This window comes from Nocardioides sp. (genome assembly GCF_014360585.1).
Classification (GTDB): Bacteria; Actinomycetota; Actinomycetes; order Propionibacteriales; family Nocardioidaceae; genus Nocardioides.
Genome location: NZ_JACIXG010000007.1, coordinates 82,621 through 105,505 on the forward strand (window position 1 = coordinate 82,621; position 22,885 = coordinate 105,505).

Consider the following 22,885-nt stretch of genomic DNA (forward strand, 5'->3'; position numbering starts at 1 on the left):
TCAGCCGGCCGCGCCGGCAGGAACCGGAGCGCGACCGATGGACTTGAGGGCGATCACGGCGGCGGCGCCGACGATCACGCCGGCAGCCAGCGCGATCAGGTAGCCGAGGATGTTGGTGACGGCGAAGAGGACGAAGATGCCGCCGTGAGGTGCGCGGACGCCGACCTCGAAGAGCTGGGACAGGCCGCCGGTCACCGCGCTGCCGAGCATGATCGCCGGGATGACGCGCATCGGGTCGCCCGCGGCGAACGGGATGGCTCCCTCGGTGATGAACGAGGCGCCGAGCAGCCAGCCGGCCTTGCCGTTCTCGTGCTCTGCGTTGGTGAACAGCTGCGGACGTACGACGGTGGCCAGCGCCAGCGCGATCGGCGGGACCATCCCGGCGAGCATGACCGCGGCCATGATCCGCAGCTCGGGGGAGTCGGCGGCGAGCGAGGCGGCACCGACCCCGGTGGCGGCGAAGCTGTAGGCGACCTTGTTGAGCGGGCCACCCATGTCGAAGGCCATCATCAGGCCGAGCACAGCGCCCAGTGCGACGGCGCTGGTGCCGTCGAGGGCGGCGAGGCCGTCGGTGAGCCGTTCCATCAGCCAGTTGATCGGCTTTCCGAGCACGACGATCATCACCAGACCGGCGAGGATCGAGGTCACCAGCGGGATCACCAGCACGGGCATCAGACCCCGCGCCCAGCTCGGGACCCGCCAGCGGCTGACCCAGTGGGCGATCACGCCGGCCAGCACGCCGCCGGCGATCGCCCCGAGGAAGCCGGTCGCGGGGGCCGCGACGCCGTCGGCGTTGACCACGCCGAACAGGTTGACGGCCAGCGCGCCCATGATGAAGCCCGGGGCGATGCCGGGGCGGTCGGCGATGGCGTACGCGATGTAGCCCGCCAATGCCGGGATGAACAGCATGAACGCGGTCTTGCCGATGACGAAGAGGAGCGCGCCCAGGTAGACGGCGAGGGCGCTGTCGAACAGGGCGTGCTCGAGGCCAAGAGCCTGTACGTCGGGGAGGTTGGTCACGGTGTTGTCGACCATGACCGCGCCGTAGACATCGGTGATGTCGTAGCCACCGAGCAGGAAGCTCAGCGCGATCAGCAGGCCGCCGGCGGCGACGAACGGGATCATGTAGGAGACGCCGGTCATCAGGATCCGCCGGGTGCGGCCGCCCCAGCTCTCCGAGGCGGTGTTGGCGGTCTCGGCGGAATCGCTCCGGCCGGACTCCACGCGCGCGGCGTTCGGGTCCGCGGCGGCAGCGAGCGCCTCGCCGATCATTGCGTCGGCGTCGTCGATCGGACGCTTCACCCCGGAGGAGACCAACGGCTTTCCGGCGAACCGGCTCCGGTCGCGGACGCCGACGTCGACGGCGAAGATGGCGGCGTCGGCCTCGGCGATCGTCTCGGGCGGCAGGGGTGTCGCCCCTGCCGAACCCTGGGTCTCGACCGCGATCTCGACCCCGGCCCGCGCGGCCGCGGCCTGGAGGGCCTCGGCCGCCATGTAGGTGTGCGCGATCCCGGTCGGGCAGGCGGTCACCGCGACCAGAGAGCGCTTCTCCGCCGCACCCGGTGCCGGCGCCGGGGTGGTGGCCGGCGCAGGCGCCGGCTCGTCGCTGACCGCGGCGAGGATGGTCTGGGCCGCCTGCGCGGGCGAGTCGGTCTCGCGCAGGGTCTGGCCGAACTCAGGGCGGGCAAGCGCACGGGCGAGCTTGGTCAGGATGGTCAGGTGGGTGGCGTCGCCGCCCGCGGGTGCCCCGATGAGGAAGGCCAGGTCGGCCGGGCCGTCCTTGGCGCCGAAGTCGACCGGAGGCGAGAGCCGGGCGAACGCCACCACGGGCTCGTCGACCCCGGACGTACGGCAGTGGGGGATCGCCAGGCCGCCAGGGAGCCCGGTCGCGGAGACCTCCTCACGGGCCATCGCGTCGGCGATGAGCACGTCCAGGTCGGTGGCACGGCCGGAGTCGGCCACGCGCTGCGCCAAGGCGCGGATGACATCGTGCTTGTCGGGGCCGAGGTCGGCGTCGAGGGCCGCGAGCTCGGGGGTGATGAGTGCGGACATCAGAGTCCTCCGGTGATGGGGTCGAGGTCGCGGACGGACACGAGGTCCGCTCGGACCTGGGGTGGGGTGGGGAGGGTGGTGCCGGGGAGACCGGCGGCTGCACTGCCGTACGCGACGGCGAGCCCGAGACGTTCAGGGGCGGAGAGTCCACGCAGGTCGGCGAGGAGATAGCCGAACAACGAGCTGTCCCCGGCGCCGACGGTGCTGACGACCTCGGTGGGCGGCGGGGTGGCGTGCCACGTACCTTCCGCGGAGACGAGGACGGCACCGTTTCCACCTAGCGTCGCGAGCACGGCCGCGACCCCGCGGTCGACCAGAGTCCGGGCTGCCGAGGCTGCGGCGGCCGGATCGTCGAGGGAGTCGGAACCGGTGATGGAGGCCAGCTCCTCTGCGTTGGGTTTGAGCAGGTCGGGTGCGCCGGCGGGGAGGTGGGCGGCGAGCGCCTCGAGGGGTGCCTCGCTGGTGTCGACGGCGATGCGAGCGCTGGTGGAGCGGAGCGCGCTCACGACCTCGGCGTACCAGCCGGCCGGTGTCCCTGGCGGCAGCGATCCGGCGAGGACGACCCAGCTGGCGTGCTCGGCCTCCTGGACGAGCCGGGCGGCGAGCGCGTCGAGCAGCGCCGGCGTCGCTGCGGTGCCGGGACCGTTGAGCTTGGTGGTGGTGCCGTCAGGCTCGGTCACGGTGGTGTTGATCCGTGGCCGGCCGGACGGCCCGACCGCGACCACGTCGAGACCGGTGGCGCGCAGCTCGGCGATCATCGGATCGAGGTCGGGGCAGGGGAGCACGGCGCGGGTGGGAACGCCGGCGGCGTACGCGGTTCCGGAGATGTTCACGCCCTTGCCGCCGGGCTGCGACGTGGTGGTGCGGGCCCGCAGCACCTCGCCGCGGCGCAGCGGGCTGGTGAGCATCACGGTGTGGTCGATGCTCGGGTTGGCGGTCAGGGTGACGATCATGCGATCAGCACCTCCAGGCCGCTCTCGCGGAGCTCGGTGGCGACGTCGTCGTCGATGTCGCTGTCCGTGACGAGGACATCGACCTTGCCCAGCGTGGCGAAGCGCAACGTGGTCTCGACGCCGATCTTGCTGGAGTCGGTGAGGCACACGACCCGGCGGGCGGCGTTGACCAGTGCGCGCTTGGTCGCGGCCTCCTCGTGGTCGGGGGTGGAGAGGCCGTGGGCCAGCGTCAGCCCGTTGGTGGCCACGAAGCTGACGTCGACCCGCAGGCGGCTCAGGGCGTCCACGGTCTCGGTGCCGACGGCTGCCTGGGTGGCCGACCGGACGCGACCGGGGAGCAGGTGAAGCTCGATCTGCGCGCTGCCGGCCAGCATGGCGGCGACGGGGACCGCGTGGGTCACCACGGTGAGCTGGTGGTCGCGCGGAAGGGCGTGGGCGAACCTGCTGGTCGTCGTGCCGGCGTCGATCGCGATGGTGCCGCCGGCGGTGGGGAGGAGCGTGAGGGCGGCCTGGGCGATGCGGTCCTTCTGTGCGGTGTAGGTCTGCTCGCGCTCGCCGAGCGCGGACTCGAGGACGGCCATGGTCTCCACCGGAACCGCGCCGCCGTGCACCCGGCGGACCAGTCCTCGGCGCTCCAACGTGGAGAGGTCTCGCCGCACGGTCTCGGTGGTGACCTCGAAGCGCTCGGCGATGTCGGCCACGGATATCCGCCCGCGCTCGGCGACGAGACGGGCCGTCGCGATCTGTCGCTCTTCGGCGTACATCGCGGCCTCCTTCGATCGATGTGGTTTCAAGTTGGTTTCGGGCTCCAGGGTGCCCGCATATGTTGTTCTATGCCCGAATGTGTTGACTAGTCAAGGGTTCAGGGCGGATATTTGTGGTTATGGTCACGTCTCACACTTCTGTCCTCGCTGGCACTCCGGTGGTCCCGGGGGTCGTGCTGGCACCCGTCCACGTGGTGCGGACCGAGGTCGATCCCGCCGCGCTGGAGGCCTTGGAGCGGCGCGGCTTCGACCAGCCCGAGGACGCCCTCGCGGCCTACGTGGCGGCTGCGACCGACGTCGCCGACGGGTACGCACGCCGGGCGGAGACCGCCTCCGGGGCAGCCGCCTCCGTCCTGAGCGCGAGCGCTGGTCTGGCACGGGACAAAGGGCTGAGGGTCGCCGTGGAGAAGCACCTGCGGGCGGGGGAGGGGCTGGTCGCCTCCGTCGGTGCCGCGGTGGAGCAGTTCGTCACCCTGTTCAGCGGCATGGGCGGTCTGATGGCCGAGCGCGTCACCGACCTACGCGACATCGAGCGACGAGTGCTCGCGCACCTCGCCGGGGAGCCCGAGCCCGGAGTGGACCTGCCGGAGAGCCCGTGCGTGCTGGTCGCCGCCGACCTGGCGCCCTCCGACACCGCCGCCCTCGACCCGGCCCGCGTGGTCGCGCTGGTCACCGAGCGAGGCGGACCCACCAGCCACACTGCGATCATCGCCCGCCAGCTCGGCATCCCGTGCTTGGTCGGCGTGGCCGGAGCAACCGCCATTGCCGCAGGCGCCCTCGTGCTCGTCGACGGCCAGACCGGCATCGTGGAGCTCGAGCCCGGCCCGGACGCCGCCGCGCGGGCCGATGCAGACCTCGCCCGGCGCCAGGCGGTCGCGGTCTGGACCGGCCCCGGACGCACCGCCGACGGCCACCCCATGGCGCTCCTCGCCAATGTCGCCGACGGCTCCTCGGCGCGCGATGCCGCCTCCGGCCAGGTCGAGGGCGTGGGTCTCTTCCGCACCGAGCTCTGCTTCCTCGACCAGCGCGAGGAGCCGACCGTGGACGAGCAGGCCGACGTCTACGCCGAGGTGCTCGCACCCTTCGCGGGCCGAGGTCACGTCGTCGTACGAACTCTGGACGCGGGTTCCGACAAGCCGATCGCCTTCGCGACCCACGAGGGCGAGGAGAACCCGGCCCTGGGCGTACGCGGCCTGCGGCTCGCCGCCGACAACCCCGGACTCCTGGAGCGCCAGGTGGATGCCATCGCGATCGCCGCGGAGCGCACCGGCGCGGACACCTGGGTGATGGCGCCGATGGTCGCCACCGTCCAGGAGGCCGCCGACTTCGCCGCTCTGGTCCGTGCCCGCGGCCTCAAACCGGGCGTCATGATCGAGGTGCCGGCAGCCGCCCTGATGGCCCATCGGATGCTGGAGGTCGTCGACTTCCTCTCCATCGGCACCAACGACCTGACCCAGTACGCCATGGCCGCCGACCGCCTCGCCACCGACCTGGCCCATCTCACCGATCCCTGGCAGCCGGCAGTGCTGCAGCTCATCGCGATCACCGCCGAGGCGGGGCGTACGGCCGGCAAACCCGTCGGGATCTGCGGCGAGGCCGCCGCCGACCCGCTGCTCGCGCCGGTGCTCGTGGGCCTCGGCATCACGTCGCTGTCGATGGCCTCCGCCGCCGTGGCCGCGGTCGGTGCCCGGCTTGGGTCAGCGACAGCCGGACTGTGCGGCACCGCCGCCGAGGCCGCCCTTGCCGCGAGCTCGCCGCAGCAGGGCCGTGAGGCGGTCGCGGCTCTCCTGGGGTGATGGGGCCGGGCACACTGGCCCCATGCCCTCGCACTACGTGTTTGCCGAGACCTGGGAGCTGCCGATGCCGGCGGAGGCGGTGCGGGACGTCCTGGTCGACGTGGAGCGCTATCCGCAGTGGTGGCCGCAGGTGCGGGCGGTGGCGAAGCTGGGGGAGGACGACGCGCTGCTGGTGTGCCGCTCGAGGCTGCCCTACGACCTGGAGATCGTGCTGCACGCGGTCAGCCGGGAGCTGCCGACGCTGGAGGTCGGGCTCGGCGGCGACCTGGACGGCTTCGCGCGGTGGACGCTGACACCGGCCCCGGGCGGGAGCCGGATGATGTTCGAGCAGGAGGTCGTCGTAGACGGCCTGCTCGGCGTGGCTTCGATGCTGCTGCGGCCGGTGCTGACCTGGAACCACCGGCAGATGATGCTCGGCTGCCGGCGCGGGTTGGTGGCCCGGGGGTAGACATCTGGGCCGTCTGCGTGGAGTACCCGGGCGCACAACGAACGGGCCTCGGCGCGTTTCATCTCCTGGTCGCCGTTGGGAAGCCGTACGGCGAAGTGTCCGCGGATCAGCATGACCATCGTGGTGCGCACCTCGCTGGCCGCATCGGTCCACTCTGCGCGCTCCTCGCCGGCCGTGTGCGTGCCCCACTTGATCTCGACGTCGCTTGAGTGCAGGGGGCTGGCGTCGGGCTCGATGAAGTGGCCGATCAGCCAGCCGCGCCGCTCGGCGCCGTCGTCGTACGCATTTCCTGTGGCCGTGGTCAACTGAGGAATCCCATCTCTATGTCGGTGAGCGCCACACGCTCGGGGTGTAACTCTTGCAGGCGACGGATGCCTAGGAGGAAGGCGAAGAGGCCTTCATCTGACCACGTTGGCGTCGACCCGGACAGCCGATGTCCCAGCTGGGAGACCTGGGCGACTTGGCATTGAAGTGACTGGCTATGTCAGTGAGTTCTGACCCGGATGTCGACGAGTTTCGGCACCAGCCCCTGAGCCTTGTCGCTATGTACAGGCTCAGGGGCTGTGGTAAGCGAGCGGGTGCATCTGCGCCATGACCAGCTCAAGTGGCGCATCAGGTGTAGCCGTGGTCCGCTCTGCCCTGACCGGGCTACTCGGGAACCGTCTTGACCGAGCTCGCCACCCCGATCGCAACCGCGAGAGTAGCGCCGAGGCCAGCCCCGAGTCCGGCCCCGATCCAGTTCAGGACGACATCACTTAGCATGAACCCGACCCGTCCCATCGCTGGAAAGAGCAGCTGAACCAGCTCCACCAGGAGAGGCAGCCCCACCGCGGTGCCAACAGCGACGCCTCGGCGGCCGGCGCACCACATCAGCACCGACACCGCTCCCAGGGTTGCCCCAGCTAGGACATTGAGTGAGTCGGAAGTGATCATCAAGAGGTTCCCAAGTGGCGGCAGCTGGATGTCGAGGCTGACCCCACGAGACCCGCCCGGAGTCGACCACAGGCCGACTTCGGTCGGCGTTGCGGTCACGCCCAGGTAGGCGCCGCACACCGCAATGAACAAGACCGCGGTCGCGCGCGGCACTTGCAACCACCTTGCCCACCATGGTGCTCCCAGGACGGCAAGCACCCCCGAGCCGATGATGGTCGGCAACGCGAGCGGTAGCGAGCGGAAAAATGGCTCGATGAACATCAAAGTCTCCGGCTCTGCAGTAGCGGCCGGCTCTTGGCCCGCCTCGATCCTGATTTCACGACGACGGACCCGCACGTAGTCACGCACCATCGCCTACGACACCTCGTTCGCGTCGTGCTCATGATGGAGGCGGTCGAAGATCCGCTTCGCGGTATGCCGCTGCTTGTAAGGGACGCTCAAGTCCTCACGCAGCCACCTGTCGATGACCGGTTTGTGCCGATCCAGCCTCGAGGCCCGCTCGGGCATCGGCTTGCGAGTCGAGGGCCACGCGGACCGCAACGCGGCCTGTACCGTCCGAAAGCCCCCGGTACTTCCGCTGGAGCACATGCTTCGACAGCCCCTGGCGTGCATCACAGGTGTTGTCGAAATTCATCGACATCCGGTGTCGAAAGAGACTGACGTAGCCAAAAGTGACAATGCCCGAATGGAAACACCGAGCTCCTGGCGCCGGTCCAGGTCAGAGCGCGGAGCCCTTCTGGTACTCGGCCCAGGACAGGTTCCAGTCGCCGAAGCCGTTGTCCCACTCCATCTTGCGGTCGGTGCCGACGGTGTCGACGATGTCGCCGACGCGGGCCAGGCCGTAGAGCCAGCCGGCGTTGGCCGTGGAGAGGCCGGTGCAGCCGTGGGAGACGTTGGCGCTGCCCTGGGAGCCGGTCGACCACGGCGCTGCGTGGATGAACTCGCCGGAGTTGGAGATCCGCATGGCGTACTCGACGTTGTCGAGGGAGTAGTAGTCGCTCGAGCTCTGGTCGGAGATGCCGATCGTCTCCGAGCGCATCTCCTTGACCCGGTGCTTCTCGGAGATGACCTTGATCCCCGAGCGGGTGGTGAAGCCGGGCTTGCCGGTGGTGATCGGGATCGTACGCAGCAGCTTGCCGTTGCTGAAGACCTTCATCTGGTGGGTGCGCGCGTTGACCTTGAAGACGTGCGCGTCGCCGACCTTGTAGGTGGCGGTGCGGCTGTGCTGGCCGTAGACGCCGGCTCCGGCGGAGGCGCCGTTGATGTCGAGGTCGACCTTGATGGTGGTGCCGGGCTTCCAGTAGTGCTGCGGGCGGTAGCGGGCCTCGGTGTCGGAGACCCAGTACCAGGAGCCGGCCTGGGTCGGGGTGGAGGTGACGTGCATGCGCTTCTCGAAGGAGGCGTGGTCCTTGACCGGGACGTCGAAGTAGACCGCGACCGGCATCCCGACGCCGACCTTGGTGCCGTCGACGGGGACGATGGTGGCGAAGGTCTGCTGCGCCAGGGAGAGCGCGCGGGTGGTGAAGCTGCTCGTGACCGTGCCGGTCTCACCGGTGGCGGTCACGGTGTAGCGCAGCGCCGGGTCGAGCAGGTCGTTGGCGGTCCACTTCGTCTTGTCCGTCGAGAGCGAGCCGGGCACGGTGCTTCCGTCGGGCCTGGCAACCTTCACGCTCGTGAACTCGCCCGAGGTCGCGGTGACGGTGACCGTGCTGTCGACCGGCACGTCCTTGGCTCCGTCGGCGGGGGCGATGTCGGCGGTCAGCGGCTTCGCGGACGGCGAGGCGGCAGACGACCCGCCCTTCCCCGAGTCCGGGGTCTCCGGGGCGCCGGCGCAGCCGGAGAGGGCGATCAGGGCCATCGTGGCCACGAAGACAGAGAAGGAACGAACCCGCATGGGACAACTATGCGTTAGGAGGGCAACCGAATACTTGCACACCCATGACGTCGGGGTGCGTGTCGTGGTGACCCTTGTACGCCGGGAACCGGGTCTCGACCCGCGGTCGCGGGTTCGCAAGCTCACCCGCGCGCTCGCTCGACCTCCTCGCGTTCGGTCCCGGCGCAAGCGCCGGGCCCGAGGCTCGGATGTCGGTGGTGCCGCGTACGGTATCTGCCGATGAGTGAGACTCGCGTCGAGGCGGCGTACGCCGGGGCACTGGCCGCCTTCAAGAACCCGATGCTCGACCTCCTCCACGGTCGGTTCGCACCGTTCGTGGTGGCGGTGCTCTCGGTGACCTTCACCTCCGATCGAGCGGCGGTCCCGGTGGTGGACGCGCACGCCGAGATCGGCGACATGCTGGACCGGCTCCGCGCCACGGGCTACGCCGAGGGTGAGAGCGGCGAGGTGATGCTCCCGGTCGGTACGGCGCGCGAGCTGTGCCGTCAGTGGGTGCGCGCCGGCTGGCTGCTGCGTCAGATCGAGGGCGAGGACGAGGTCTACCGCCTCTCCGCCCACGCGGTGGGTGCGCTGGAGATCGCCGGACGGGCGAGCGGGTCCCGGGCACGGGTCTCCGAGTCGCGGGTCCGGACTCTCCTGGAGGCGGTCGAGCGGCTCGCGCTGGACGCCGACCCCGACGTCTTGACCCGGGTCGCCCGGCTGACCGAGGAGATCGCCGAGCGGCGCGCCGAGATCGCCCGCCTGGACCGCACCGGTGTGGTCGACACGGTCGACGACGACACCCTGCTGGAGCAGGCCGAGAACATCCTGCACCTCACCCGCGAGCTTCCGGCCGACTTCGCGCGGGTGGTCGAGTCGATCCGGGCGATGCAGCGCGATGTGGTCACCGACCTGCGCCAGGACGTACGTCCGGCCGGCGAGGTCCTGCGCGAGTACCTTCAGCGCGGCAAGGACGTGATGGCCTCCACGCCCGAGGGAAAGGCGTTCGCGGGGGCGCTGCGGATGATCGGCGACCCGCGCCGCCTCGATGTCCTCGCCACCAACCTGCGTACGGTGCTGCGACACCGGTTCACCAGTGAGATGAGCCCGCCCGAGCGAGCCGAGCTGGCCGCGGTCGGCCGCCGGATCGAGACCGGCGTCGCAGAGGTCCTGGCGGCCCAGCAGACCGCCTCGCACGTGATCACCACCCAGGTGCGTACGCACGACCCGGCCCGCGACCGGCAGGTCGACGACCTGCTGCGCGACGTGATGGTCGGGCTCCAGGCGTGGATGCCCTCCTCACGGACCGCCGAGGCGGTCGAGCCCTTGCGTCGGCTCCCGGTCGCCGACCTGGGCCACCTGCGCCAGTCGGTCAGCGAGCTGCGTCCGCCCGAGCCGCCGGCACCGCTGGCCGACTGGGGTGACGTGGAGAGCGCGGCCGAGGACACCAGATCGTGGGGCGGTCCGGGCTACCGGGCGATCGAGGCCCACCTGGACCTCTACGTCGCGGCCCACGCGGGCGAGGAGGCGATCGACCTGGCCGAGGTCTTCGCGGCCGCGCCGGAGGAGATCCGGCGGCCAGTCGACCTGCTCGGGCTGCTGGAGATCGCTCACCGACGCGGGATGAGCGAGACGGGGGAGATCTCCACCATCGAGGCCGTCCGGGCAGACGGGGTACGCCGCAGGTTCGCCTTCGGCGGGGTGACGATGACGACAGCTGGCGAAGAGGATGACGACGATGAGTGAGACCGAGACCGAGGCCGGCACGTCCGTGGCCTACGGCAGCGAGCCGGAAGGCTTCATCGAGCCCGTCTCGATGGAGGACGACCCGACCGAGCTCTTCGTCGGCGACCACGGTGTCCTCGACGCCGACGTACGCCGGGTGCTGGTCCAGCTCCTGCGCCGCCGGTTCATCACGGCCGAGCGGAACCCGCGTCAGTGGCGTACGTTGCTCGACCACCAGGCGGTGATCGAGTCGCGTCTCCACGACCTGTTCGTCCGGCTCGTCGTCGACCACGACCGCGGGATCGCCTACAAGCGGCAGGTGCGCTCGGAGGAGCTGGACGTGCCGGTGCTCCTCAAGGACGACGCCTACTCGCGCGCCGAGACGCTCGTGCTCGTCCATCTGCGCACCGTCTTCCAGCGCGAGCGCGGCGCGGGCGAGAGCTCCGCGCGCGTCGACGCCGACGAGCTGGAGCAGACCGTGCTCACCTACTTCGACGTCGCCAGCGGCGACGCCTCCGCGCGCCGCGAGATCCGTCGGGCGGTCGACCGGCTCGCCCGGGAGGGGCTGATCGAGGAGGAGTCCGAGGACCGGTTCCGGATCACACCCCTGGTCGAGATCGTGCTGAGCGTCGAGAAGCTGGCCGAGCTCAAGGAATGGCTGAGGGAATCGGCTGGTCGAGCCGCGAGGCCGCCTGCGGCCGAGCGTGTCGAGACCAACACGGTTCCATCGGCGCTCGGCGGTGACCGTGTTGGTCTCGACACGCCTCCGCCTAGCGGCTCCGGCGGCTCGACCAGCGACGACGACAGCGACGACGCGGAGGAGATCGAAGAATGAGCATGATCGACACCCTCTTCGGCCTCATCCCGGCGCGCTCGACCGGGCGGCAATGGGTCGCGAGCGAGCTGCAGGTGGTCAACTGGGGCGGCTACGACGGCGCCCACCGGGTGCGGTTCTCGCCGACCGCGACGCTGCTCACCGGCGGCTCCGGATCGGGCAAGTCGACGCTGATGGACGCCTACATCGCGTTGATCATGCCGCACACGACGCCGTTCAACGGCGCCTCCAACGGCGGCGTGGTGGGCCGTCCGCGCGGGCAGGACCAGCGCAACATCCTCTCCTACGCGCGCGGCAAGATCGATGAGGCGAAGACCGCCGAGGGCACCAAGATCCGGGTGCTGCGCGGCGACGGCCGCGACACCTGGTCGGCGATCGCGATGACCTGGGCGGACCAGACCGGCTCCCGCTTCACCGCGGTCCGTGCCTGGTACGTCCCCGCGTCCGCCAAGAACCTCGACGACGTGACCAAGCTCCGGGCGGTGGCCGAGGCAGGCTTCGACGTACGCGATCTGGAGCCGCCCGCGGCCCACCGGTTCACGCGCGCATCGGTCTCCGAGATCGGGCTGACTCCGATCGACACCGACCGCGACTTCACGGCACGGATCCATTCGGCGCTCGGGATCGGCGCGGCCGGCGACGGTGAGAAGGCGGTCAACCTGCTGGGACGGATCCAGGCTGGGCAGCAGATCACCACGGTCGACGATCTCTACAAGAAGATGGTGCTCGAGGAGCCCGAGACCCTCGCCACCGCCGACGGTGTCGTGGCCCACTTCGACGAGCTCGCCGCGACCCGCGACCGGATGGTCACCGCGCAGCAGCAGGTGCGTGCGCTGACGCCGATCCGGGAGCATCGGGCAGACGTCGAAAACGCCGTGGCCACGCTGGAGGTCATCGACGGGATCGGCGACTTCGTGGACGAGACCACCCCGGCGGGCCTGTGGCGGGCCGGCAAGCGGGTCGACCTGCTCAGCGAGCTGGAGGCCGATCTCAGCGCCCGCAGGGGTGCGGCGGAGAAGGCGGTGACCGAGAAGCAGGCGATGGTCGAGGCCGCCGAGTCCGAGCGCGACGGCCTCGCGGTCACGGTCGCCGCCTCCGGAGGCCGGCGCCTCGAGGAGGCCACCCGTGAGATCCGGGCCGCCGAGACCCGCGCGGACAACGTACGCCGCGCCCGCGAGGCCCTGGACGAGGAGCTCGCCGTCCTCGGCGCCGTCGCGACCACGCCCACCGAGTTCGAGAGCCTCCAGGCCGCCGCGCAGGAGGCCCTGGTCGACGACGATGCCCGCACGACCGCCCTCAACGCGTACGCCGCGGCGCGGTCCGCCGAGACCGCCGCCGTGGACCTGGTCGGCCGGCTCGAGGACGAGCTCGCCGATGCCGAGAAGACGAAGAACAACATCCCCGAGCCGCTGCGTGCCGCTCGTGCGGTGCTGGCCGAGGCGGCCGGGCTGAGCCCGGCGGAGATGCCGTTCGTCGGCGAGCTGATCGAGGTGCGCACCGAGCACGAGGCCTGGCGCGAGGCCTTCAACCTGGCGCTGGGCGGGTTCGCCACCACGATGCTCGTCGATGCCGCTCACGTGGGCGCCTTCCGAGCCGCGATCGACTCGGTGCGGCAACGGACACGGATCCGCTACGAAGCCGTCCCGACCGGTTTGAAGGACGGTGCGCAGCCGCTGGACGAGGGCACCCTGCCAGGACGTCTGGACTACCGCCGCGGCGTGTTCACCGGCTGGCTCAAGCAGCGGCTGAGGGAACGGCACGGCTACGTCTGCGTGCAGACCCCCGCGCTGCTCGGCCAGCACCGGATGGCGCTCACGGTCACCGGGCAGGTCTCGCAGGGAACGCGCGGCGCGCACGGCGGCCACGGTGCCGGCAACGTGCTCGGCTTCACCAACACCCGTCGCGTCGCCGAGCTCACCGAGCGCCTCGAGAGTGCCCGCGAGGGCGCGGAGACCGCGAAGGGCGCGGTCGCGGAGACCGAACGGGCCATCAAGCAGCTCGACCTGCGGCGTACGTCCTTCAAGGCGGTCTCCGCGCTGACCTGGGACCAGGTCGACGTGACCGGCGCCGAGGCCGAGCGGGACCGGTGGGCCTCGGTGATCGCCGAGGTCACTGCCGAGAACCCGGAGATCGCCACGCTCCAGGAGCGCCTGAAGAGCGCTCGGGCCAAGGTCGACTCGCTGCGGGAGGGCATCGGCGCGGCCAAGAGCAGCTTCCAGGAGCTCGACGACCGCTGGAGCGACGTGGTCGAGCAGGTCGACCGGGCCAAGGACGCGCTGGAGGACGCCGCGGCCTCCGGCACCGACGTGGCCCCCGCCCAGGCCGACTATCTCGAGCAGCTTTTCAAGGCGTCCGGTGGAGAGGAGGCCGGCCGCCGCGAGGACGCGCTCGCCGAGCTCGATGCGGTCTTCGCCCGGGCGAGCGAGAGCCTCACCGCAGACCGGGCCGGCGCGCAGGAGACGATCGGGACCGCCCGCGGCCAGCTCCGGCAGACCTTCGAGGCCTTCCTCGAACGCTGGCCCAACCCGAACCTCCACACCGACCCGGAGGACTCCTACGCCGACTTCGACCGCCTCCTCGACGAGCTGGAGACCAGCGGCCTGCACGAGCTCGAGGTCGAGTGGCGCGACTCCCTGCTCAAGCTGTCGGGCAACGACCTGACGAACCTCGACTCGACCCTGTCACGCGCGGTGCGCGAGATCCGCGACCGGATCGACCCGATCAACCAGATCCTCGCCGGGCTCCCGTTCAACGACGACGCCCACCGGCTCCGCATCGACACCCAGGAGGGCCAGTCGGCGGTGCGCGGCAGGTTCCGCAAGGAGCTGCGCTCGGTGCGCGACCTCATCGAGAAGGCGTCGACCAACGACTCCCGCGAGCAGGCCTACACCCGGATGGCGCGGCTCATCGACCGGATGCGGCGTACGGCTCCCGACTTCGCAGACCTGATCGACGTACGCAACCACGTCCGCGTCAGCGCCGAGAAGGTCACCGCCGACACCGGTGAGCACGTGGCCCTCTACGACCACATCGGCGAGAAGTCCGGTGGCGAGTCGCAGGAGCTGGTCGCCTTCATCGTCGGAGCCGCGCTGCGCTACCAGCTCGGTGACGCCGGTGCCGAGCGGCCGCGCTACGCCCCGGTCTTCCTCGACGAGGCGCTGATCAAGGCCGACGCCCGCTTCACCGGCCGTGCGATCGGCGCCTGGCGGGGTCTGGGGTTCCAGCTCATCATCGGCGCCCCCAACGACAAGCACAGCGCCATCGAGCCGCATGTCGACGTCCAGTACACGGTGCTCAAGGACGCCGAGGGCCACTCGTTCCCGAAGCTCGAGGTGGGACTCGAGGAGGTACCGGCGAAATGATCCCAAGGTTGTTGAGCCCTGCCGAGGCGGGCTCCCGACTCGCTGCTCAGGTCAAGGACAAGTGGGCGGCGGCGCTCTGTGCGGAGACGCGTGGTGATCCGTTCCCGTTCCAGGTCCCGCTGAGTCCGAATGTGACCAGCGGCGCCATCGTCGAACGGCATCTGTTGGACTCCTGGGGCGACTGGCGGGCCGAGTGGCGACGGCTCGGGCTGCCGACGTCCGAAGGCGTCGGCTGCTGGGTGACGGAGTCGACACTCTCGGTGGCAAGAGGCGAGCCAGTTGACTTCCCCAAGACGCTCCATGCATCTGACCTGGAGTCAGCTGTAGCCGCAGTGTCCGTTCTGGGCGGCGAGCCGTCGAGGACCGACCTGGCCCGCGCCAGGAATATCGCCCAGCATCTTCATTCGCGCAAAGCCGGGCTCAGCTCGAGCGCACTCAAGAAAGCCATCGCTCTGTCTGAACCGGATCTGCGCGCCCTGCTCAGCGTGCTTGACTGGCTCGCGGACCATCCCGACGTGAGTGCATGGAGTGTTCGTCAGCTTCCGATCCCTCGCGTCCACACCAAGTGGCTGGACAAGCGCATGTCGCTGATCCGCGACCTCACCGGTCGTGATCTCAAGAGCGAATTGCGCAAGCGGCCTACGGCGGTCCACCTGACGTACGTAGACCCCGTCTACCTCGCTGGATCCGATCTGCCTCGCAAGCATGACTCGTGGACTGCCGGTGACAGCCACGAGATCCCATACGCACCGCACACCGTCCTGGTCGTCGAGAACCGAGATTGCCGAGTGTTCTTCCCCGAGGTCTCTGGCACGGTCGTCGTCGAGGGCGGCGGCGCGGCGGCTACCGCGCTGGTGGCGGAGATCCCATGGGTCCGTGACGCGGAACGCGTTGTCTACTGGGGAGACATGGATGCAGATGGCTACGCGATCCTGGACCAGTTCCGTGCTGCTCTACCCAAGGTTTCGTCGATCTTCATGGACCTTCTCACCATGAACCGCTACGAAGATCAGGGCGTGAGCGAAGACAAGGACGGCGTTCCGCTCAAGCCGTCCAGCCGTGAGCTCGGTGAGCTGACAGAGGACGAGCGCGCGGCCTACGAGATGGTCGCCACTGCGGGCCCTGCCCCGTTCCGCCGGATCGAGCAGGAGAAGCTGCCGATTCAGGAGGCGGCAGCGATCCTGCGCGCAATCTGACGCGGTTCACCCGCTGCCACAGTCAGCATCGGCTCACGGCTGCATCGACAGGAACAGGAACGATGCGAGCAGTACCAGGTGGACGAACCCCTGCAAGGCGTAGACGCGACCCTGGACGACGGTAAGTCCGGTGACGAAGACGGTGATGACCAGCAGCACGATCTGGGTCGGTTCGAGGCCCAGATCGAGGGGACCACTGAGCCAGATCATCGCGACGGCGAGGGTGGGAATGGTGAGACCGATCGAGGCCATCGCGGAGCCGTAGGCGAGATTGAGGCTGGTCTGCACCCGGTCCCGGGAGGCGTTCCGGACCGCGGCGATCGACTCGGGAGCGAGCACGAGGAGGGCGATCACGACGCCCACGACGGCATAGGGGAACCCGAGACTCTTGACAGTGTCCTCGATCGTGGGGGAGAGGACCTTCGCCAGGCCGACCACGGCGACGAGAGAGACCAGGAGGAGGGCCAGGCTGAGGCCAGCCTCGCCCGCCGAGGGCGGGTCGGCGTGGCCGTCCTCGTCGAGGTCGACCAGTCCGGTCATCCGGCCTTGCTCGTCGCTGGTGACCGGGAGGAAGAAGTCGCGGTGGCGGACAGTCTGGGTGAAGAGGAAGGCGACGTAGAGGGCCAGCGAGGCGATGGCGGCGAAGACGAGCTGCGAGGTCGAGTACTGCGGGCCCTGCGCCGACGTAGTGAAGCGCGGCAGCACCAGCGTGAGACCGGCCAGGGCGATGACCGTGGCGACCGCGGACCCGGTGCCGGCGGCGTTGAAGCTGACCAGTCCGTGCTTGAGAGCTCCGATCAGGAGCGAGAGCCCGACGATGCCGTTGAGGGTGATCATCACCGCGGCGAAGACGGTGTCGCGGGCATAGGTGCTGGTGTTGTCGCCACCGCTGATCATCAGCATCACGATCAGGCCGACCTCGATCACGGTCACCGCGATCGCGAGGATCAGCGACCCGAACGGCTCACCGACCTTGTGCGCGACCACCTCGGCGTGGTGAACGGCGCTCAGCACCGCGCCGACCAGCACCGCCGCCACCACGGCGAGGATCGACCAGTGGTCGTGGCGAAGCCACGCGAGCACCAGCACAACCACGGCGAGGATCGGCACGACCACTGACCACTGGAGACGGCCCCGGACCGCTGGCGCACTCATGGGGCGACCCTATCCGGTGACGGCCCGCCGACAAGGTGCCCGGTTCCCGCTCGTAGCCTGGGTCTGTGCCCTTCGACACTTCGAAATCCGCCCCCTCCCGCTACACGCATCCCGCCGCCTTCAAGACCCGTCCCGACCTGCTCGGCAGGTTCGGCATGGTCGGCTCGACGCACTGGCTGGCCAGCGGCACCGCGCAGGCGGTGCTCGAGCGCGGAGGCAACGCCTTCGACGCTGCGGTCGCGGGTGGGTTCGTGCTGCACGTCGTCGAACCCCACCTCAACGGGCCGGGTGGTGACCTCGTCGGGATCTTCGCACCCGCCGGTGGCGAGGCGACGGTGCTGATGGGGCAGGGGCCGGCGCCCGCAGCGGCGTCCGTCGAGCACATGCGGGCAGAGGGGCTCGAGCTGGTACCCGGCTCCGGGGCGCTGGCGGCCGCCGTCCCCGGTGCGGTCGACGCCTGGCTGATGCTGCTGCGCGACCACGGCACCTGGGAGCTGGGAGACGTGCTCGCCTACGCCATCGACTACGCCCGCGACGGCCACCCGATCCTGGGCCGGGCGGTCTCCACGATCGCCGCCGTCGCCGACCTGTTCCGTGACCACTGGCCCACCTCGGCCGCCCACTGGCTCGTCGACGGCGAGCCGCCCGAGCCCGACACCATGGTCCACAACGAGGCCTACGCCGCCGTGCTCGACCGGCTCGTGGCAGCCGGGGACACCGCCGGGACCCGGGCGGAGCGCATCGACGCCGCCCGCGCCGCCTGGGGCGGCGGGTTCGTCGCGGAGGCGATCGATCGGTTCGTACGCACCCCGCACCGCCACTCCTCCGGAACCGACCATTCCGGAGTGATCAGGTCGGCTGACATGGCGGGGTTCTCGGCTGCGTACGAGAAGCCGGTGACGACGGAGTTCCGCGGCCACACGATCGCGAAGGCGGGGCCGTGGACGCAGGGGCCGGTGCTGCTGCAGACGCTCAACCTGCTCGAGCCGCTGGACGACGCGCTGCTCGACCCGAGCCGCCCGGAGGGCGCGCACACGATCCTGGAGGCGACCAAGCTCGCCTTCGCCGACCGCGACGCCCACTACGGCGACGGTGCCGAGCCGGACGTGATCGAGACCCTGCTGTCCAAGGAGTACGCCGCCACCCGCCGCCCCCTGATCGCCGACGCCGCCTCGGCCGAGGTGAGGCCCGGCCTGGGCGCGAAGACCTTCCCGCCGCTGCGGGAGACCTACGACCCGGCCGCGGTCGCCTCCGGGGTGGGGGAGCCGACCGTCTCGCGGGACGGCGAGACCCGCGGCGACACCTGCCACATCGACGTCGCCGACCGCTGGGGCAACATGATCGCGGCGACCCCGTCGGGCGGCTGGCTGCAGTCCTCGCCCACGATCCCCGAGCTCGGCTTCTGCCTCGGCACCCGGCTGCAGATGACCTGGCTGGAGCCGGGTCTGCCCTCGACGCTTCGTGCGGGGCGCCGGCCGCGGACCACGCTCACTCCGACCCTGGTGCTCCGCGAGGGTCAGGCCGTCACTGCGGTCGGCTCTCCGGGCGGGGACCAGCAGGACCAGTGGCAGCTGCTCTACCTGCTGCGCACCATCGTCGGGGGCTACTCGCCCCAGGAGGCCATCGACGCTCCTGCGCTGCACTCGACGTCCTTCCCCGGCTCCTTCTGGCCGCGTACCTGGACTCCTGCTGGGGCGGTGCTCGAGGATCGGCTCGGGGCTGAGGTCGTCGCGGAACTGCGGCGGCGTGGGCATGTCGTCGAGCTGGGTGGGGACTGGTCGCTTGGGCGGCTTTCTGCGGTTACGCGGGATCCTTCTACCGGGGTTCTGTCGGGTGCTGCCAATGCTCGGGGGGCTCAGGGGTATGCGGTTGGGCGTTAGCGTGGTCGGGGGTCGGGCTTGTCAGACCTGCCGGTGGTCGAGCCGCCGGAACCGCTGCTTCCCGCTGGTCGAGCCGCCGGAGCCGCTGCTTCCCGCTGGTCGAGCCGCCGGAGCCGCTAGGCGGAGGCGTGTCGAGACCAACACGGTTCCCGTCGGGGAAACCTCGCTACGCGACTGTTTCTTCGCTTCTAGGGTTCGCCGCCGACCCTTTCTCGAGTGTTTCTCGATCAGCCGCCGCGTCAAGGACGGGCCTTCGGCCCGCCGGCTTCGCCGGCCGCTTCGCGGTCCTTGACTCGGCACCTGATCGAGAAAGAGTTCGCCTATATCGGGGCGGCGGCGAGGGTGTGGCGCGGGGTTCAGGTTGCTTGTTGCGGACTGCGTAAATTGGGTCTGACCAGCAAAAACAGGTAGTCACAGGCGACGCTTTCACATATAATGAGGCGTATGAGCGAGACCGTTGACCAGCTCCTTGCCGGGCCGCCTTTGGGTGCGTCCGAGGGTGAGTTGGTCGACTGGATCAGTCGTCTCGAAGAGATCAAGTGCACCGCTGAGGCCGTGCAGGCAGAAGCAGCCGTACGCCTCGAGGAGGCCACCCGGGCACGGCAGGCCGAGGCAGGGATTCCGGCCCGGAAACTTGGAGAGGGCGTCGCCTCCCAGATCGCGTTGGCGCGGCGAGTGTCGCCGGCCAAGGGCACCAAACTCTTGGGGCTGGCGAAGATCCTGGTCGCGGAGATGCCACACACCTTCGCCCTCATGAAGGCCGGGCTCTTCTCGCAGTGGCAGGCCACCATCCTCGCCCGCGAAACCGCCTGCCTCTCACTGGAGAACCGCCGCGTCATCGACTACCAGCTCTGCTCGTCCGGTTCGGGGGCTGAACCCCCTGCTGTGGTGACCATGGGGCTGCGGCAGCTCGAGAACGCCGCCAAGAAGCTCGCGATCACCCTCGACCAGGAATCTATGGTGGCTCGTGCAGCGAACGCGGAGAAAGACCGCCGGGTCAGCGTCCGGCCGGCACCGGACACGATGACCTGGCTGGGGGCGCTGCTGCCAGTCAAGGACGGGGTCGCCGTCTACGCCGCGCTGGACCAGGCAGCCAAGGCCGCGCAGGCGGCCGGAGACGAGCGGACGCGGGATCAGGTCATGGCCGACACTCTCGTGGACCGGGTCACCGGTCGAAGCGCCACCGGTGCGAAGCCTCGGATCGAGGTGAAGGTCGTGATGACTGCTGACTCGCTCACCAACGACAGTGACCAGCCTGCGGTGGTCGAGGGCTATGGTCCCGTGCCCGCCGCCTGGGCCCGTGAGGCATTGAGAGATGCTGAGGTCTTCATCCGCCGCTTGTACGCCGACCCGGCCGGGCAGCTGGTTGCGTTGGAGTCCCGGTCGCGTAAGGCTCCCCACGGGCTGGCCGAGTTCATCACCACCAGGGACGGCGGGATCTGTCGCACCAACGGCTGCGATGCGCCGATCCGCAATGTCGACCACGCCCAGCGCCACGCAGACGGCGGCGCCACCAGCGCCCAGAACCTGCAGGGGCTCTGCGAGCGCTGCAATCAGGCGAAGGAAGCTCTCGGTTGGCGGGCCAGACCGGGACCCGACGGCAGCATCATCACCATCACGCCGACCGGGCACACCTACGTCAGCCCGCCACCCGACACCTGGCGACCAGACCCACCACCCCTGTCCAAAGCCGAGTTCATGCTGCGCGACGTACTCCTCGACCACACGCTCGCGGCCTGACACCCGCGCCCAGAGCTTTCTTCGGATCGGTGCTTGACCTTGACCCTGCGTCAGGGCTGCACGCTTCTTTCGCGGCCTCGAATCGGAAGCTGAACGAGAACACCGATCGAAGGAGCACGACATGAACAACCTGCTGACCCGGATCATCGGCGACAAGAAAGACTGGAAGCGCATGGAAGCCCGTGCCGCCCAGCTCCCCGGGTCCGACCTGGCGGCCTTCTGCGACGCCCGACTGCCGGAGCAGCACGACGCCTACAGGGCGAAGCTTCGGGCCGACCTGAACGCGGTCGTCCGCAACCTGTCGTGAGGCTCGCAAAACGTAAGAGCCCCGCTGGAGTCTCGGGTCTCCAGCGGGGCAAGAACAATGTTGCCTCATCACCTAGGGGCTTGTCACCCCTTTCTGGCAATCTTTGCAGAATTTTGCATTGCAGGGTTTTGCGGCGCGTTCAGATGACTGTCCCGACGTCGTTGGCGACGATGTTGTCCATCGCGCGCTCGGCGATGGCGGCGATGGTCATCGACGGGTTGCATGCTCCGGTGGTGCCGGGGATGAGGGCACCGTCGAGGACGTAGAGGCCCTCTTGGCCCTGGACGCGGCCGTCGAGGTCGCAGACCGTGCCCATGTTGGCGCCGCCGAGCGGGTGCCAGGTGCTGTTGACGATGGCATTGGTGTCGATCAGGGCACCGATGCCGCCGCTGATCTTCGAGACCCGCTCGTGGATGGCGCGATAGCTTGCCGAGTCGCCACCGAAGGGGAAGCGCAGACTCACCGAGTCGGTCAACGAGCTGTAGCGGAAGCTTCCCCGGCCGGCGCTGACCCCGAAGCCGACCAGCATCGTGGCGCCCAGATCGAGGCCGAGGGGGAGCGGTGGCAACGACGCCTGGATGACGGTGTTGGCCGTGCTCGGGTCGGCCCAGTCCTGACTCTGGTAGACGACGGGCCCGCCCTGCGTACCGGTGAGGTTCTCGTCGAAGGGGCGCCACATGTAGATCCGGTCGCCGTTGGTGCCCCAGCCCTGTCCGAGCTGGTCGGGAAGGTCGGGGATTGTGTCGGTGGCCGCGGCGCGGACCAGGAGCTTGCTGGTGTTGAGCGAGCCCGCCGCCATCACGAGCGCGCGGGTCGTCAGGATCTTCTGCTCGATCACGTCGCCTGCGTCGTCGGTGCGGTCGACGTGGACCTCCCAGCGGCCGTCGGCGGCACGAGCCACCGAGGTCACGTTGTGGCGGGTGGCGACGTGCACCAGCCCGGTGGCCTCGGCCTGCTCGATGTAGGTGACGTCGACGGAGTGCTTGCCGCCGTTGTTGACGCCGAGGGCACAGTCGCCGTTGGTGTAGGACCGAGCCATCTCGCCGCGCAGCTCCGCGAGGGCATAGGACCAGTCGATCGGCATCGGGATCTTCTGCAGGTCATAGCCGGCGGCCTCGACACGCTTGCCGAAGGTGCGCGAGACCCGATAGCTGTCCGAGGCGATCAGCTCGTCGGGTGCGGTCGCGGCGCCGAGCATCCTGGCGACGCGCGGGTAGTGGACCCGGTCCATGAGCTCGTAGTCGAGCTCGTTGGGAAACCAGGTGTTGAAGACCTCCGCGGAAGGCTGCAGCGTCATGCCCTGGTAGACCAGCGAACCGCCGCCGACACCGGCCGCGCACATGGCGAGCATGTTCTGGCCGAGGACCGGCTCGAGCAGACCGACGTGCGGGCCGAAGTCCAGGGGAGTGCCGAGCAGCTTCTGCAGCGGCTTCAGCGCGGCAGGCGCGGTCGTGTGGAAGAGCACCCGCTTGTCGAGCGTACGCACGGTCGGGAAGGTCTGCGCGTCAGGTCCCGTCGGCCAGCGGCGACCGCGCTCGAGCACGGTGACCGGCACCCCGGCCTCGGCGAGCCGCAGCGCGGCGACCCCGCCGCCGAACCCGGAGCCGACGACCACTGCCCGGTGCTCCTCCCGAACCAGCCGTACGCGACGGGGCGACTCAGCCGCCCCCGGGCCGGCGATCAGTCCGGACGCCGCGCCGGCCGCGCCTGCGGCGCCGGCCAGGAACGTACGTCTCGTGGCGGCAGGCGCGGACGTGGACAACGAGGACTTGGTCAAGGGGGCTCCCTCGGTCGTGGATCGTCGGTTACTGCCGCGTAAGAGTTGACGAACGGCCCCAACGTGTCAAGGCTCACGCCGCTGTTCTG

At 70.0% G+C, this 22,885-nt stretch carries 17 protein-coding genes; 10 read left to right on the forward strand and 7 right to left on the reverse strand.

Annotated features, from left to right (window positions below):
* The 3 genes from H5T77_RS04330 to H5T77_RS04340 are packed head-to-tail and all read right to left on the reverse strand — an operon-like array spanning nucleotide 1 to nucleotide 3,769.
* Nucleotides 1–2,055: a PTS fructose transporter subunit IIABC gene (locus tag H5T77_RS04330; RefSeq protein ID WP_292645604.1), complete on the reverse strand. Its 2,055-nt coding sequence runs from the start codon at nucleotides 2,053–2,055 to the stop codon at nucleotides 1–3.
* Nucleotides 2,052–3,005: a 1-phosphofructokinase family hexose kinase gene (locus tag H5T77_RS04335; RefSeq protein ID WP_292645526.1), complete on the reverse strand. Its 954-nt coding sequence runs from the start codon at nucleotides 3,003–3,005 to the stop codon at nucleotides 2,052–2,054. The genes H5T77_RS04330 and H5T77_RS04335 overlap by 4 nt, the downstream gene beginning before the upstream one ends.
* On the reverse strand, nucleotides 3,002–3,769 hold the full coding sequence (locus H5T77_RS04340; RefSeq protein WP_292645529.1) for a DeoR/GlpR family DNA-binding transcription regulator: 768 nt from the start codon (nucleotides 3,767–3,769) through the stop codon (nucleotides 3,002–3,004). The genes H5T77_RS04335 and H5T77_RS04340 overlap by 4 nt, the downstream gene beginning before the upstream one ends.
* 119 nt (nucleotides 3,770–3,888) lie before the next feature.
* On the opposite strand from H5T77_RS04340, the gene H5T77_RS04345 reads away from it, so the two are divergent.
* The 3 genes from H5T77_RS04345 to H5T77_RS04355 all read left to right on the forward strand — a co-directional run bounded on the left by H5T77_RS04345 (nucleotide 3,889) and on the right by H5T77_RS04355 (nucleotide 6,322).
* Nucleotides 3,889–5,565, forward strand: coding sequence for a putative PEP-binding protein (locus tag H5T77_RS04345; protein WP_292645532.1), 1,677 nt, complete (start codon nucleotides 3,889–3,891; stop codon nucleotides 5,563–5,565).
* Nucleotides 5,566–5,587: 22 nt separating this feature from the next.
* Complete coding sequence (locus tag H5T77_RS04350) at nucleotides 5,588–6,013, forward strand: SRPBCC family protein (RefSeq protein WP_292645535.1); 426 nt, start codon at nucleotides 5,588–5,590, stop codon at nucleotides 6,011–6,013.
* Nucleotides 6,014–6,124: 111 nt separating this feature from the next.
* A complete protein-coding gene (locus H5T77_RS04355) occupies nucleotides 6,125–6,322 on the forward strand; it encodes a hypothetical protein (protein ID WP_292645539.1) in 198 nt (65 codons plus the stop codon).
* A 339-nt stretch (nucleotides 6,323–6,661) separates the two neighbouring features.
* Here H5T77_RS04355 and H5T77_RS04360 read toward each other — a convergent pair whose 3' ends face one another.
* Both H5T77_RS04360 and H5T77_RS04365 read right to left on the reverse strand, forming a co-directional pair.
* On the reverse strand, nucleotides 6,662–7,297 hold the full coding sequence (locus H5T77_RS04360) for a VanZ family protein (protein ID WP_292645542.1): 636 nt from the start codon (nucleotides 7,295–7,297) through the stop codon (nucleotides 6,662–6,664).
* 367 nt (nucleotides 7,298–7,664) lie between these two features.
* The gene (locus tag H5T77_RS04365) at nucleotides 7,665–8,840 is read right to left on the reverse strand and encodes a L,D-transpeptidase (RefSeq protein ID WP_292645544.1); all 1,176 of its coding nucleotides are present in this window, start codon (nucleotides 8,838–8,840) and stop codon (nucleotides 7,665–7,667) included.
* A 219-nt stretch (nucleotides 8,841–9,059) separates the two neighbouring features.
* On the opposite strand from H5T77_RS04365, the gene H5T77_RS04370 reads away from it, so the two are divergent.
* Genes H5T77_RS04370 through H5T77_RS04385 form a run of 4 tightly spaced genes read left to right on the forward strand, consistent with a single transcriptional unit; the run spans nucleotide 9,060 to nucleotide 15,937 of the window.
* Nucleotides 9,060–10,565: a DUF3375 domain-containing protein gene (locus H5T77_RS04370; RefSeq protein WP_292645547.1), complete on the forward strand. Its 1,506-nt coding sequence runs from the start codon at nucleotides 9,060–9,062 to the stop codon at nucleotides 10,563–10,565.
* On the forward strand, nucleotides 10,558–11,379 hold the full coding sequence (locus tag H5T77_RS04375; protein WP_292645550.1) for a DUF4194 domain-containing protein: 822 nt from the start codon (nucleotides 10,558–10,560) through the stop codon (nucleotides 11,377–11,379). Before H5T77_RS04370 ends, H5T77_RS04375 begins: the two co-directional genes overlap by 8 nt.
* Nucleotides 11,376–14,741, forward strand: a complete 3,366-nt coding sequence (locus tag H5T77_RS04380) for an ATP-binding protein (RefSeq protein WP_292645553.1) — start codon at nucleotides 11,376–11,378, stop codon at nucleotides 14,739–14,741. Before H5T77_RS04375 ends, H5T77_RS04380 begins: the two co-directional genes overlap by 4 nt.
* 11 nt (nucleotides 14,742–14,752) lie before the next feature.
* Nucleotides 14,753–15,937: a DUF3322 and DUF2220 domain-containing protein gene (locus H5T77_RS04385; protein ID WP_292645556.1), complete on the forward strand. Its 1,185-nt coding sequence runs from the start codon at nucleotides 14,753–14,755 to the stop codon at nucleotides 15,935–15,937.
* Between the two features lie 33 nt (nucleotides 15,938–15,970).
* Here H5T77_RS04385 and H5T77_RS04390 read toward each other — a convergent pair whose 3' ends face one another.
* The gene (locus tag H5T77_RS04390; protein ID WP_292645558.1) at nucleotides 15,971–17,092 is read right to left on the reverse strand and encodes a calcium:cation antiporter; all 1,122 of its coding nucleotides are present in this window, start codon (nucleotides 17,090–17,092) and stop codon (nucleotides 15,971–15,973) included.
* 65 nt (nucleotides 17,093–17,157) lie between these two features.
* On the opposite strand from H5T77_RS04390, the gene H5T77_RS04395 reads away from it, so the two are divergent.
* The 3 genes from H5T77_RS04395 to H5T77_RS04405 all read left to right on the forward strand — a co-directional run bounded on the left by H5T77_RS04395 (nucleotide 17,158) and on the right by H5T77_RS04405 (nucleotide 21,019).
* Nucleotides 17,158–18,972, forward strand: coding sequence for a gamma-glutamyltransferase family protein (locus tag H5T77_RS04395; protein ID WP_472850332.1), 1,815 nt, complete (start codon nucleotides 17,158–17,160; stop codon nucleotides 18,970–18,972).
* 444 nt (nucleotides 18,973–19,416) lie between these two features.
* Nucleotides 19,417–20,712: an HNH endonuclease gene (locus H5T77_RS04400; RefSeq protein ID WP_292645560.1), complete on the forward strand. Its 1,296-nt coding sequence runs from the start codon at nucleotides 19,417–19,419 to the stop codon at nucleotides 20,710–20,712.
* Nucleotides 20,713–20,833: 121 nt separating this feature from the next.
* A complete protein-coding gene (locus H5T77_RS04405) occupies nucleotides 20,834–21,019 on the forward strand; it encodes a hypothetical protein (RefSeq protein WP_292645563.1) in 186 nt (61 codons plus the stop codon).
* 139 nt (nucleotides 21,020–21,158) lie between these two features.
* Here H5T77_RS04405 and H5T77_RS04410 read toward each other — a convergent pair whose 3' ends face one another.
* Complete coding sequence (locus tag H5T77_RS04410) at nucleotides 21,159–22,796, reverse strand: GMC oxidoreductase (RefSeq protein ID WP_292645566.1); 1,638 nt, start codon at nucleotides 22,794–22,796, stop codon at nucleotides 21,159–21,161.
* Between the last annotated feature and the right edge of the window lie 89 nt (nucleotides 22,797–22,885).

Bases quoted from the DNA above. Each gene is read 5' to 3' on its own strand.
- H5T77_RS04335 (WP_292645526.1), bottom strand. From the start codon at position 3,005: ATGATCGTCACCCTGACCGCCAACCCGAGCATCGACCACACCGTGATG.
- H5T77_RS04340 (WP_292645529.1), bottom strand. From the start codon at position 3,769: ATGTACGCCGAAGAGCGACAGATCGCGACGGCCCGTCTCGTCGCCGAG.
- H5T77_RS04345 (WP_292645532.1), top strand. From the start codon at position 3,889: ATGGTCACGTCTCACACTTCTGTCCTCGCTGGCACTCCGGTGGTCCCG.
- H5T77_RS04350 (WP_292645535.1), top strand. From the start codon at position 5,588: ATGCCCTCGCACTACGTGTTTGCCGAGACCTGGGAGCTGCCGATGCCG.
- H5T77_RS04355 (WP_292645539.1), top strand. From the start codon at position 6,125: ATGACCATCGTGGTGCGCACCTCGCTGGCCGCATCGGTCCACTCTGCG.
- H5T77_RS04360 (WP_292645542.1), bottom strand. From the start codon at position 7,297: ATGGTGCGTGACTACGTGCGGGTCCGTCGTCGTGAAATCAGGATCGAG.
- H5T77_RS04365 (WP_292645544.1), bottom strand. From the start codon at position 8,840: ATGCGGGTTCGTTCCTTCTCTGTCTTCGTGGCCACGATGGCCCTGATC.
- H5T77_RS04370 (WP_292645547.1), top strand. From the start codon at position 9,060: ATGAGTGAGACTCGCGTCGAGGCGGCGTACGCCGGGGCACTGGCCGCC.
- H5T77_RS04375 (WP_292645550.1), top strand. From the start codon at position 10,558: ATGAGTGAGACCGAGACCGAGGCCGGCACGTCCGTGGCCTACGGCAGC.
- H5T77_RS04380 (WP_292645553.1), top strand. From the start codon at position 11,376: ATGAGCATGATCGACACCCTCTTCGGCCTCATCCCGGCGCGCTCGACC.
- H5T77_RS04390 (WP_292645558.1), bottom strand. From the start codon at position 17,092: ATGAGTGCGCCAGCGGTCCGGGGCCGTCTCCAGTGGTCAGTGGTCGTG.
- H5T77_RS04400 (WP_292645560.1), top strand. From the start codon at position 19,417: ATGAGCGAGACCGTTGACCAGCTCCTTGCCGGGCCGCCTTTGGGTGCG.
- H5T77_RS04405 (WP_292645563.1), top strand. From the start codon at position 20,834: ATGAACAACCTGCTGACCCGGATCATCGGCGACAAGAAAGACTGGAAG.